Source organism: Photobacterium aphoticum (assembly GCF_001029435.1).
Classification (GTDB): domain Bacteria; phylum Pseudomonadota; class Gammaproteobacteria; order Enterobacterales; family Vibrionaceae; genus Photobacterium; species Photobacterium aphoticum.
The window spans coordinates 164,415-177,829 of the sequence record NZ_LDOV01000037.1 but is presented as its reverse complement, the minus strand read 5'-3'; the positions used below and the strand labels follow the sequence as shown (position 1 = coordinate 177,829).

Here is a 13,415-nt window from a genome sequence, read left to right as displayed (position 1 = left end):
TTATGACTCCAGAACCATAATGAATAGCTATTGATAAAATAGCCGTTTGTTAGGCGATAACCGCTTGCGACACGGTACACGTCTCTATCCACGTTTCAATATCAAATTCTTTACGAGGATCCAACACTTCAATTTTACTATTAGTCCATAGACTCTTAGCTCTTTCTACCTGTGGATAGGGATCAATTAGAAGAACGTTTTTGATGTTTGAACCAAACCTTTTAAGAAACTCCAATAGTGCTTGGTCATAAGGATTAAACGCAAAACCAAAAATAATAATGGTTTGTGATTGAGATAATATATTTCCGCCAAGATCCCAAACTTCTTTTAGTTCAGATGACGGCTCTTTTTCAGGAGCAGGGGGGACAATTAGTGCGTTACCTGCCTTTCCTGGTTTACCGCTTGTATATTTTGTGTCTTTATCCCACGAAAGTGAGCCATGGAGCTTAACCAATGGCGTGTTTCCAGTAACTCTTAAATGCGCATTTTGCCATGGAAATTGAGGGTTGATTCCTCTACCTCTTAATTGCTCTCCAACCACGCCATAATTAAAGCCCGATGTCCCAAGTGCACACTCAACAATCGTGTCATAGTTACATGTAATAATGCCGTTTAAACCAAAAAGTTTCAGCTTTTCAAAGAATTGTTTTAAAGCAACAATTCTTTCATTTTCCCTAACAACACGTTCGTCAAACATTGCTGCTGAATATGACCCACGAATTCTGGTCATAAATGGCTCGGTAAGGCGTCGATTCACATACCAGATAACTCGACTTTTCTTGTGGCTAGATTTTTCAATGCACCAATGAACAAACTTTTCTGGAGTGCAATCAGGGTTGCTTTCCCTCCACAGAGCCCAGTCCTTTTTGATAAGCTCAAGTCTTCTCTCTTCAGCGTCAGAGATGATGCCTATATCAAAATCAAACAGATTATTAACTAACGGCAAGTCAAACGCCCATTTCGAAAAGCCCGCACCCAGAAATAAAGTTACCAATGAATTCTCCTCATATCGCCTAACGCCGAACATAAGGTGCGCCATGATGAATTCCCCAAGCACACCGAACTCCATACAAAAACTGTCGAGTGTAACGCGTCACCTTGATGTTTTTGTTATACCAGAACTCAACCACGGAGAGTAACCAATTGAAATTATTAACTTAAAGAGCCAATCTTGTGTTTTTACGATATCATCTAAGCTGTAGCTTCCATCTTCATATCGAGCATCAGCAGAACAATCAATGTGAGCTAACTCTTTTATGCTTATTTGTTGTACATAATGTTTATTGAATGCATTAACAAGTTTATGAATACTGTGTCTATACTTATTCTTTAATACCTCGTCAGGTACACCAGATTTCAGCAACCATGATTTGATGATTTTTTCAGCACATTGCAAATATGACCACTTCGTCTGCCCATAGTGGGGGATATGATTTTCTAGTTGTATAGAAACATTTCTTAAGTCTGCTTGAATAGCACTGAACATCCTTAATCCCGATGACGACCACGAATTAAATATCTGGAAAACCTCAATTGCATTAGTAAAAGATGAATGAATTTCCGACAACTCATCGTCGGATAGCTCATTTACATACGACTGGGTCATTTTCTCAGACATACACATAATATTTGTTTCATTATCTTTACCTTTATCAGAAAGGTCCTGATTGATGAAAAAATTACACGTACCATAAAAATTAGGAACTCGATATTTCCATAAGTCACCTCGTATTTTTTGGTAAAAGAAACCAAGATCAGAATTAAATTTCTGGTTATCACCATATTTATTGGTGTACCAATTGTTTAGCCATATACATAGTTGATTACCTAACTCATTATCAGGTAATAGAGCTTTGGGAGATATTGGAATTGGTATATTATCAAAATGCTGACTTACCTCTCCTATAGCATCTATATACCGGTGAGTTATCGGCACACCTTTTTCAATGAGTTTTTTGTCAATATACTCAAAGACTTCGTTTACATTGACTTTCTTTTCCATAATCACCACTGATATAACAACTTAATTTATAGAATCCATCTACATCACAATTCTACATATCATCATGAGTGCATAATAACATTGAAGTTAACTCATTGATATTGAAAGGTATCAGTAGCAAAAAGAAAGGGAGTGCGAGAAATGCAAAAAGCCGCTGATTTCTCAGCAGCTTTTTAATGTGAGGCTGAGAGCTGGGCTTGCATTCAAGTAGGGATTTTCAAATCCCGGTTTTCAGAAGCAAAACTAAACGCATACGAAAAAGCCCCAGTCTTTCGACTGGGGCTTAAATGTGGCGGAGAGATAGGGATTTGAACCCTAGATACGCTATTAACGTATGCCGGTTTTCAAGACCGGTGCTTTCAACCACTCAGCCATCTCTCCATGCCGCGTATAGTACGTTTTGGCGGGAGCCTTGTAAACCCGTTTTTGATAAAAACAATGCGTTCGCTTGTAATTTCACCGATACTGTCAATATTAGGCAATCATTCGCCATCATTACGCGCAATTTCTCGCTTCGGGTAATCATAAAAATACAAAGTGGCCTGTTCGCCTGTTACCGCTTGCCAGCAATCGGCAGCAAACCGGAACACCACCACGCCACAGGTGGGAATGTTCTCAACCGCCATGCCGAAAGATTGGGCCAATTCCGTCACGGCTGGGTTATGACCCACCAGCATGAGGCGATCAACCGTGTCGCTGCTGTGTTGAATGAAGCTCAGCAGTTCCTCGGCAGATTCCGTGTACAACTCACTGTGTGCCGCCAGTTTGGGCTGACATGTTAACCCGTGCGCAAACTGGTATGCAGTTTCTGAAGCGCGCAAGGCGGTACTGGTGGCAATCAACTGGGGGCCGGCTTGCCAGGCATCCAACCGGTGGATCATACCCGGCAAATTCTTATAGCCCCGTGGGTTGAGCGGGCGGTCATGATCATCCAATGTGGGATCATCCCATGATGATTTCGCATGACGAACGAGAAACAATAACTTCATGTAGCTTCCCCTGTAATGATCGCAGTGTCTTTGATCAGTATAGAAAAATCCGCCTGACTTACATCGCCGCCTTAATGGCCCGTGCCAGTTTGTCGGCCGCTTTCACCGGATCCGCCGTTTTGGCATTGAAGAACTGGCTGACCACATCAAAGATCGCGCCCTGCACGTAACTGGTCGTCGCAATGCCGTGTGACACACTCGGCACCAAGCCACCTGTGGCGGCCGTTTGTTTAAAGGCGCTCATGGCATCTTTGGCGCACTGATCAAACGGCGTCAGGTCGATATCCATACGCACGGGGATCGACCCTTTGCTGAGGTTAAACGGGGTCTGGAATGATTTGTCTAAAATCGCCCTAGCCAAGTCATATTGTGCCTGTTTGTTGTCTTCGCCACTGCGTTTGAAGAAAGCAAAGCTGTCGATGTTATAGGTAAAGGCATTCGCGGTGCCCGGTGCAGGTACGCAAACATAATCACGCCCGAGTACCTTGCCATCAGCCACAAACTCACCTTTTACCCAATCCCCCATGATCTGCATCGCGGCATCTCCGTGACTGACCATGTTGGTGGCGTCATTCCAATCGCGGCCCCGGTAGTCGGTATCCACATAATCACGGAAGCGGCGGAATTGGGTGAAGACCTCTACCATTTTCGGGCCGGCGATCAGAGATAAATCGAGATCCACAAAAGCACGCTGGTAATCCTGCGGCCCCAGTACGGCCAAGGCGACGGTTTCAAACAAGGTGACGTTTTGCCACGGCTGACCACCGTGCGCCAACGGTATGTAACCCGCTTGCTTAATGGCTTCTGCTGCGGTGAAGAAGTCATCCAAGGTAGTCGGTACCGACACACCAACCTTGGCAAAGATTTTCGGGTTAGCCCACAGCCAGTTTACCCGGTGAATATTGACCGGCACCGCTACGTAATTGCCGTCATATTGCATGATATCGCGAGCCACCGTCGGCAAAATGGTCTGCCAGTGATCCGCTTCTGCCAGCACATTGAGATCGGTCAGAAAGCCAAGTCGCCCCCATTCCTGAATTTCGTGGCCTTTGATTTGTGCCGCTGATGGCGGGTTGCCGGAGACAGCACGGGTTTTGAGTACCGTCATGGCACTGTCACCGCCACCGCCTGCAATGGCAAAATCCTTCCACTGATGGCCTTGGGCTTCCATTTTCTGTTTTAGCAGCGACACCGAGCGCGCTTCACCGCCGGATGTCCACCAGTGCAGTACTTCCACTTCCCCGGCTTGTGTGCTCGCGCTGAGCATGCCCGCGACGGCCAATGACACCGCGCACCCGATTTGTTTCAACTTCATCTGTTTATTCTTCTTTGAGTAACCGAGGAATGTAGACTTTCACTTCCAGCCCACCGTCTGACGCATTTTCTATCGCCATATCGCCACCGTGGGCGTGAATAATATTACGGGCGATCCCCAGTCCCAGTCCGTGACCTTCGTCGTCATCTGCCACGCGCACATACGGTTCAAACACCGCTTCTAAGGCTTCTTCCGGGATCCCCGGCCCTTTATCTTTGATGATCACAATCAGCGATTCCCGCTCATCCACAATGATCAAACGCACTTCGTGGCCGTACTTCACCCCGTTGTCGATCAAGTTACTGAAGCAGCGTTTCAGAGCCAGCGGCTTGCCGGTTAACGGCGCAATGCGGATTTTTGGCAAATGTACCCGTATTTCATCTTGGTTGTGGCATTCGGCGATGGTGCGCAGCAGCTCGTTCACATCCACCTGAGTCAGGTTTTCATGCAAATCCGTATCCCGCACAGTCTGCAAGGCCCCTTTCACCATCATTTCCAGCTCATCCAAATCGCGGTTAAATTTTTCGATCTTACTTTCGTCATCAATCAATTCAGCACGTAAACGCAGGCGGGTGATCGGGGTTTTCAAGTCATGGGAAATCGCCGAAAACAAGTGTTCGCGATCATCAATATAACGGCGCACGCGTGACTGCATGCGGTTAAAGGCACGGGTTGCGGTGACTAACTCACTCGCCCCTTCTTCTTTTAACGGCTGCTGATAAATATCAAAACTCATGGCGTTGGCGGCGTTGGCCAATCGCTTGAGTGGCTTGGTCTGGCGGCGGATCATGAAGAAGGTGAACAGCAACAGCAAGGCGGTCATGAACAACATGAAGATCACCTGCTGGCTGGTAATGATCTGATTTTCCAGCGTCACATACGGGGCCGGCAACAAGGCGGCGATATACAACCATTCGTTTTTAGCCAGCTCTAACTGCACCACCAAAATCGGCGGATTCAGTGGCTCCAGACTCAAGCTGTAATGGGCCCAGGATTTGGGTAAGTCACTCAGCAGAATGTCGTTTTTGAGTACATGCAGAGTTTCCGGACGGGAGAACTCGACCCGAATGACATCCACGCGCGGCAGCTTTTCTGCCAGCACATCTTCAAACACGTGCACGGCGGTGCGTTTCATCAGGGAGTCTGGGATCGGATCAATACGGATTTCTTCTTGATTAAAGGAGACGAAAAAACGCGTGCCGCCCATGTTGCGCAGCTGATCCAACACAATGTGACGGTATTCGAGCGGTAAGGATTGGAAAAAGGTCACGGTGGAAGCAAACATGTTGGCCATGCTGGCCGAGGCGGATTCTAACCCGGCCAAATCACGCTGTTTAGATTGTCCGTACCAAATGCCGGTCGCAATGGCTTGGGCGAGAAATACCGCTAACAGGGTAAACCACAGGGTGCGCGCCAACAGCGAGGTTGGCCACCACTTACGTAGAGTCATACTTACATTCCGTACGGGCGTCCTCCATGATGCCTGACGACGTAAGGCTGCCCGCTCTGTTGATAAAGAAGGGGGGTTATTGTTCGTAGGTCACTTCAGCGTTGAACGCATAGCCATTACCACGAATGGTTTTGATCAAACGCTGTTGGGTGCCTTTGTCACCTAAACGCTGGCGCAAACGGCTCAACTGCACATCAATGCTGCGCGCAGATGGCGTGGCTTCGCGCCCACGGGTCGCAAACGAAATGGTATCGCGATCCAGCACTTCATTCGGGCGGGTCAGGAACAGCATCAGCAAAGCAAAATCACTGCCGGTCAGCTCGTAATCTTTGCCTTTGTCGACATCATACAAACGCTGCGAGGCGGTATCTAAACGCCAGTTGGCAAAATAAATGGATTTCGGCGCCGCCGGGATCTGCTGGGCTTCGGTCGGTTTCACACGACGCAACAAGGCTTTAATGCGCGCCATAAGCTGACGAGGGCTAAACGGCTTGGCAATGTAGTCATCCGCACCGAGCTCTAAACCGATGATCTGATCCATTTCATCAGAAACGGCGGTCAGCATGATGATCGGCACATCCGAGGTTTTGCGAATGTATTGGCACAGGGTGAAACCGTCATCGCCCGGCATCATCACATCCAATAAGATCAGATCCGGATACCCCATGGCTAAGCGGCGTTTCATTTCTTCCCCTTCCGCTGCAGTGCTTACGGTGAAGCCGGCTTTGGTCAGGTACTCATCCAGCAATTCGCGAATATCCTGGTCGTCATCAACCACCAATACCGTCTTGCTTATACTCATTACATCTTCCTTTCGTTTTTTCACTGCCGTTATGGCAATGCCAAAACGCTGTATTGCCCTCGCCGTCTTTCGCGCGGACAAAAGTGATTTTCATTCCAAACACGATACCAAACTGAATCAAAAAAGGCGCGTAGCGCGCCTAATAATCATGATCTTGGTCTGTATAAGTATACTTAATCGACGACATCCAAGGTCGATGTATCAGGCCATGCCCATCTGGATCTTGTATTTGCTCACGGCGCGTTCAAAAAATTCGCGTTCATCGTCGTCATCCACGCCGTTGGCGATTTCTGCAAACACTTCATAGCCTTTTTTGCCGTTCTTCACTTGCCACACCGCGTAAGCCGCCTGCTTATCCAGTTCGATTCGATTCTTTTCAGCCTCAGACAACAAGGTCAAATTATGCATGGCGATTACCTAACACCGATTGAAGAAATAGGACGCAGATTCTACCCAATTTTGCCCCTAATACCAATTGACGCCCGTGTTATTGCTCGTGCTATTCATGTTGCCGCTATAGCCCCTTTACTTAATCACCTGCACTCTCATGACCTGCAACTTCATACCCTGTCCCCCATGACCGCTACCCAAAAAAGGCAAAGCCCGCTGGTAGTGACTTACTCATAGCAACTCACTAATAGGCGGGCTTGATCGTATTATGATAGGAAAGCGTCAGTGTTACTTGGCGTAGTACTTCTCTTGCATCAATTTATCCAAAAGAGGATGCATTGGCTTATCGAAGGTCTTCGGAGCCGCCAAATGACGAGGCGCGGTTGGGATCACAATGGTCGGTGGCGTTGACATATCTAATGAATCTTTCCATTCATTAATACGCACCACTTCATACCCACCAAGCTCATCCACTTCAATATTGAACACATGCCAATAACGCAGTAGCGAACCACCCGGTGGGGTATAAGCACGGTTATAGCCATCAATATTGAGATTCACTCGCGCACCATTCCAGGTGACCGTTTCACCACTATAGTTGTGAACAAAATAACCGTACGTCCCCGCCGCAGGGAAATCGTATAGCGAAACCACTTCTGGTCCAAAGCTGCTGGTGTCATCGACATCCAAGAAGATCAACTTATCATTCACCGTGACTTGTTTATTACTAAAGCTCACGTGGAACTGACCATCTTGTCCGTTAGGGCCGAGGAAATGAGAATCCAAATCACGCGGTCTTTCCCCCCAACGCAGGGTAATTTGCGTCGATGCAGTATCAAGCAACAAACAATCCGGCAGGTTATTATCCACCGCAGAACTGATCACCGTTTGTACACGGCTTGACTGTCCAAACGTGGCCGAGACTAACTGCGTACTATTGATACGTGCAGGGATTGCAAAGTTACCGTCAATATCACTGTAGGTAGATGAACGACCACTGTAGTTCACCCCTTCCATATTCACACGCACATTCGCGATACGGGCACCCGCAGTATCCGCCACACAGCCATTGATAAAGATGGTTTCATAACGGCGGTCAGCATTCCAGGTTGTAAAATGCGACACGGTGCCTTCATAAAAATCACCATCCGCCGCATTCACCAGCGTGGCTTCGCCTTCTTCAAACCACATCCCCGCGATAGGATCGTAGTAATACAGCGGGATGGTCGCTGGCGGGTTATAACCCGAGACCGGAATGCGGATTGCAGACGTTTGACCCTCAGCCAATTGCAGCTCATTTCCGGCTTCATCAACGAAAGTCGCCGTAATCGCACCGAAAGATTCAATCGGTACCAATGCATCAGGATTGCTTGGATCCGGTGTCACCATATCACCCGGCATAAGGTGGATATCTGACGCAGGATCAATGATAGTCAATTCCGCCGTCACTGCGCCCACTGGCGCATTACCGTTACTGTCCACCAGCCCGTTAGCAGGCAAGGTCACTAAGGTCACGCCTTCCACCGCTACGTCTGTTGGCTGCGTTGGGTCAAACTGTTGAGAACTGTGAATAGGCGGTAGCTGCAGCTCCTGTATCAAAACCGTTTCAGCCAAAGAGATCGTCTTGGCCGCTTCACGATAACCAACCGCATCAGCAGAAACGGTAATACGCTCGCCGACCAAACGGTCTTCCACAGCCAGCGTATATTCTCCGTTTTCATCCGACGTTGTTTCAGCCAAACGCTCGCCGTTAGAAGCAAATACCACCGTGCCGTTCGGGATCTGCGTATTATCGTAATAATCCGTTAATGCCCCTGAAACGATATAGCGATAAATTTCATCTAAGGAGAAAGAGATCGTGGATGCTTGTGCGCCATCTTCACCGCCATCTTTTACGCTGACGGTCACGGTGTCATGCAACTGTGATTGTGTCACGGAAGATGTCAGCGTCACTTCCCCTGTTGGGCTGATGATCAGTCCTTCTGGGCCCCCTTGTAGGGTAAAGCGTAATTGCTGACCATCATTGTTATCATCGGGATCATTGACGACAAGTTGCAATGAATACCGTTCTCCCGCATAGGCACGCTGTGGTCCAACGGCGGACAGTACCGGCGCATCGTTCACCGGGGTGACCACAATGGTAAACTTATGATCCAGTACATGACCGTCAGCGGTCACTTTCACATGAACCTCATCAGAGGTCAGTACCCCTTCCCCTGGCGTCCAAGTGACGACCCCTGTCTCGCTGATCGCCATGCCGGTAGGCGCTGTCGTCAATGCATACGTCACTTTTTCAGCATTTGCGACTTTTACGGCATAGCTAAATTGCACATCTTCCGTTGCGACAGTCGGTGCAACAGACGAAATTTTCGCATTCGTTGCATTGTCATCATCACCACATCCTGTCAGTGCGAGTGCAACAGCTGATGCGAGGCATGCTGCTTTAAATTGGATTCTCATGATTGCCATCTTCCTTGCCAACAAAAATTCGCGGCAAACATAATGAGAAACCCAAACAAATACGAATAAATTATGAACAAAAAGCCGTTTCACTCGCAAAGCGAATTTACGCTTACTGCACATTACAATTTGGTTGCAAAACTGATCATTATTTCATCTTTTGAGAAAAATATCATCAAAGTGATTCACATAAATCACTTTAATATCAATACCGCACCCGAATTATCGCCTAAAACCCCAGTAACCATTTAAAGGTGATGAAGAAGCCAATCACCACCAGCATGACAAGGCCAACACTCATAAACGGGCTGAGTGTGGCGGCACAAGGGTGACGGAGCGCTTCGGTGATGGAAGGCTCATCGAAATCCACATGGTGCTGGCTGCGGCGATGGGCATCGACGTAGTAGCGAATGGTCTCGATGGATTCATCGACCGAGTCAATCACTTGTGCGCCTAACCATTTTTCCTGATCCACCAGCTGAGCGGCGGAGACTGAACGTGGCGCGCTGAAATAGCCGGTGCGGCGGTCAATCACAGAGATAGAGGCTTGTGACGCCCCTGTTTCATCATCGGTGGCGTGCCATACCCAACACGGCAGGTATATACCATCCAGATTGACCTGACTTGGGTATGGAAAAGCGGGATCGTTTAGCATACTCAGTAATCGCTCACTGGATCCGGTGACGTGATGCACCTGTTGCAAACTCTGTGTCAGCCATTGCGGAATGTTATTGCGAAACGCGGTTTGTCGCAGGGGGGCTAAGCGGGCGGCGCCACGTACCACGTAATCCAGCACATGTTGTTCCACGGCAGATTTCTCCGGCCAGTGGGCATGGGCGACGGCGGCATCGAGCTCTAATTGCTGGCACACAATGCCTGCTGGGCTGACTAAATCAAACGCCTGACGAACGGATGTGGTGACGGGGCGGTATTCAATATACCACGGGGCATTGGCTTCTTTTTGGATGGCACGGTTGACCTGCTCAACGGTGGACTGATAGTGCTCATAGTTGGTCATCGGTCACCTCCAGAACATGCTTGGAATGGACATTAATTATACAAACAACCCGTTTTCGCAACCTTGATCAGAGCCTGATTTTCATCCCTCCTTGTGCGATTCCGGTACTTTCCCGAGCACAATTCAGCGGACATTCAGCGGTCATTCAACGAGACATGCCCTCTTGGCCTGATAAACAACGCAGCCGCCCCTATTACAGCGTACAACGGGGCGGCTGCATCTTGTGATTGTCTCTGCTTTAGGCGCGCTTACAAGCTGGCACCCACACCAAAGATAATGGAGTTATTAGTCACATCGCCCATATCCCGGTATTCATACCCCAGTGAGAGGTCGATAAACGGCAGCAAGGTAAACACAAATCCGGCCCCGCCGGTAAAGCCCCAGCCGTCATTGGTATCACGCATTCCCGGGGTATCAATGTCATAGTCGTAATAGTTGGTGCCGACTTTGGCATAAGCATTCCCGATCACCAGGGGAATATCGCCGCGCAGCGTTAACTGGAATGCCGTGTAATCAATGTCATTTTTGGCAGAAGACAGGTTGGAATCGACTTCTGCACTCCCTTGCACCACACCGGCATTCACACTCAGCATGTCATTGAAGTGATAAGAAGCGTTCACCCCGTATTCAAAGCCATAGTCGTCATTTCCATCATATTCGATACGCGCCGCCCCCGCAGAGGCACCAAACGAGAAACCCAACAGATCAGCAGACACGGGGAAACTGTATAGTAATGCACACACGGTCACCCCCAGTGCTTTTCTCCCCATCCCTTTTTTCCCTGCGATTTTATTCATACCCATCCCTCAAAAATGAATGCATTCGTTTAACTGGTAGTGCCGAAGACGGCAAATTACCAATTTCATGCGCTTTTTTCGTGTGTTCTCTCACTGCTGGCGCTGCAATACGGCATCTCCTTTCAGTCTCAACGCTGCGGCCTTCTCGCGGAATCACCGGGTTAACCGCTACACTTATAGCCACACGATAGCCCTTACACATTCCCCTCGCTGTCTGCCTGAGAGGTCGTCTGCCATGCTGTATCGATTATTCGGGATCTGGATAGGCTTAACGCTACTCTTTGCGGCGGGTTGCGATCAGTTCGAAGACACGGTCGCGGCCGATACCATCTACATCAATGGCCACATACTAACCATGAGTAACCCCACGCACGTACGCGCCATGTCCATTAAAGACGGCAAGGTGCAAGCCGTAGGCACCCGCGCAGGCGTCTTGCGCCACAAAGGGGAACAAACGCGCGTGATCGATTTGCAAGGGAAAACGGTGGTGCCCGGTTGGTACGCGGTCGACAGTGATTTCATGCAAGTGGTAAACAGGGTAGGGTTAGAACAGGCGCAGTATCTGTTTGCCCAAGCGGGATACACCACGGTGGTCGAACAACAAGCCTCGATTGCGATGCTGGAACAACTGCGCACAGCGGCAGACGGCAACCAGCTCTCGTTAGATGTGATCGCGCTGGTGCCGTTCGCGACCTTTCACAGCACCTTATCTCAGCAAAATTTGCCCCTGCCTTTTCGTAAAACAAGTGCCCCTCAAGCGCAAGCACCGCCTTCAAAAGCCACCACACCCGCTGCCTCTAACGCCACCGTAACGGGTTCGCTCACTTTGGCCGGTGTGACGTTAGCGGTCGACGGCAACATGGAAAATCAAACAGCATGGATGGCAATTCCCTATGCCACCCAACCACCGGATCGCCCGCCCCGCTGGCAAGGCCAACCCGCCATGCCTTACAGCGAATTTCGCCATGCTTACCAATTGGCGATTGAGCAAGCGGTGCAGCTATTCATTCATGCGATGGGCGATGCTGCCATTGATGCGGTGATTCAGGCCAGTGACGATCTGGCCATTACCGTTGAGCAACAGCGCCGCTCGGTGATCCTCTCCTCTCGCTATGCCCGTATTGGCCAATTAGATCAATACAAACGCCTGGGTTTGTTGCCCTGCTTTGATACGCTGCACATCGTCAAACACGGCGACAGCGATATCACCTGGCTCGGGCAATTACGGGCAGAAACCCAAAGTCCGTTACGTTCCGCCACCACCCGCCATTTAACCTTTGCCAATCAATGTGCGCCGCTGATCCGTCCTGTGAACGATGGGCCCATTACAGCGACTCAGTCCCCCGAAACCAGCGAGTCCACAGACACCCGTTTGACCGATGAAGCCATCACCTCCCGAGAAACAAGTGATAACAGTCAGGCCGTTGTTAGCCATGACGAAACAGGTAGTAGTCAGGAAACAGAGACGACAGCACAGAGCCTTGCCGATGATGCTGAAACCGAACCTAAACGCGCTTTACCTACAAGCTCTCAAACAGAAAGTTCTCAAGCAGAAAATGCTCAGCTAAAGCACTCTCAACAAGAAAGCTCTCAACCAACGCCATCCCAAACAGCCACCGCCTCTGTGCCGAACGCCATGTTGTCGGTATGGAGTGCGGTCAATCGCATGACGGCGCAGAAAACCCTGCTGGGCGAGACGGAACGCATCAGTGCGTTGGATGCGCTGCAAGCGTTGAGTCGCCATGCGGCCTATCTGTTTTTTGAGGAAAAATACAAAGGCCGCTTGGTGCCCGGCATGCAGGCAGACATGGTGATTCTGTCCACCAATCCGCTTTCTTTGCCTGCCGGTGCATTACGGGAAGTGACGGTCATAGAAACCCTTAAAGCCGGCCGTCCACTCTATCCCACACCGCAAGGCACTGCGCCCGCTGATATCAAACATATTCCCACGGCACCGTATCTTTATGACCACCAAGTCTCGCCATAACGCGCAATAACAAAAAATGTAATCGGTTACATCCAGATAACCATCAACAGCCTGTTGCATAACGGGCCAAAAATCATCATTCACTCACAAAACAAACACAAACCAATGAATATAAAGATTTTTATTTTAATTACCTTTCAGAAACAAAGATGAAACGCAGTCATCACGCAAACGATCCCCCTCTTGCTTTCAACAGGAATGGTAA

General features: G+C 49.0%; 11 protein-coding genes and 1 tRNA gene. 1 reads left to right on the top strand and 11 read right to left on the bottom strand.

What is annotated here, in order from left to right; genetic code table 11:
• Positions 1-49: 49 nt before the first annotated feature.
• From ABT58_RS19320 to ABT58_RS19265, 11 genes are all read right to left on the bottom strand, one after another.
• A complete protein-coding gene (locus ABT58_RS19320) occupies positions 50-994 on the bottom strand; it encodes an SIR2 family protein (RefSeq protein WP_047876124.1) in 945 nt (314 codons plus the stop codon).
• 99 nt (positions 995-1,093) lie between these two features.
• Positions 1,094-2,002, bottom strand: coding sequence for a ribonuclease H family protein (locus tag ABT58_RS19315; RefSeq protein ID WP_047876079.1), 909 nt, complete (start codon positions 2,000-2,002; stop codon positions 1,094-1,096).
• 290 nt (positions 2,003-2,292) lie between these two features.
• Positions 2,293-2,383 (bottom strand) — tRNA-Ser (locus tag ABT58_RS19310).
• A gap of 101 nt (positions 2,384-2,484) precedes the next feature.
• A complete protein-coding gene (locus ABT58_RS19305) occupies positions 2,485-2,991 on the bottom strand; it encodes a SixA phosphatase family protein (RefSeq protein WP_047876078.1) in 507 nt (168 codons plus the stop codon).
• 58 nt (positions 2,992-3,049) lie between these two features.
• Positions 3,050-4,306, bottom strand: a complete 1,257-nt coding sequence (locus ABT58_RS19300) for an ABC transporter substrate-binding protein (protein WP_047876077.1) — start codon at positions 4,304-4,306, stop codon at positions 3,050-3,052.
• 4 nt (positions 4,307-4,310) lie between these two features.
• On the bottom strand, positions 4,311-5,756 hold the full coding sequence (locus ABT58_RS19295; protein WP_047876076.1) for an ATP-binding protein: 1,446 nt from the start codon (positions 5,754-5,756) through the stop codon (positions 4,311-4,313).
• A 76-nt stretch (positions 5,757-5,832) separates the two neighbouring features.
• Entirely contained in the window at positions 5,833-6,558 is a 726-nt protein-coding gene (locus ABT58_RS19290) for a response regulator (RefSeq protein WP_047876075.1), read from the bottom strand.
• Positions 6,559-6,759: 201 nt separating this feature from the next.
• Entirely contained in the window at positions 6,760-6,966 is a 207-nt protein-coding gene (locus ABT58_RS19285) for a DUF3283 family protein (protein WP_047876074.1), read from the bottom strand.
• 270 nt (positions 6,967-7,236) lie between these two features.
• Positions 7,237-9,408 carry a putative Ig domain-containing protein gene (locus ABT58_RS19280; protein ID WP_146147206.1) on the bottom strand — a complete coding sequence of 724 codons (2,172 nt, stop codon included), beginning with the start codon at positions 9,406-9,408 and terminating at the stop codon, positions 7,237-7,239.
• A 229-nt stretch (positions 9,409-9,637) separates the two neighbouring features.
• Positions 9,638-10,426, bottom strand: a complete 789-nt coding sequence (locus ABT58_RS19270) for a type 1 periplasmic-binding domain-containing protein (protein WP_047876071.1) — start codon at positions 10,424-10,426, stop codon at positions 9,638-9,640.
• A 248-nt stretch (positions 10,427-10,674) separates the two neighbouring features.
• Positions 10,675-11,223 (bottom strand): porin family protein, encoded by a 549-nt coding sequence (locus ABT58_RS19265; protein WP_229821673.1) that lies wholly within the window; start codon positions 11,221-11,223, stop codon positions 10,675-10,677.
• Between the two features lie 235 nt (positions 11,224-11,458).
• On the opposite strand from ABT58_RS19265, the gene ABT58_RS19260 reads away from it, so the two are divergent.
• Positions 11,459-13,210 carry an amidohydrolase family protein gene (locus ABT58_RS19260; protein ID WP_047876070.1) on the top strand — a complete coding sequence of 584 codons (1,752 nt, stop codon included), beginning with the start codon at positions 11,459-11,461 and terminating at the stop codon, positions 13,208-13,210.
• Positions 13,211-13,415 lie beyond the last annotated feature (205 nt).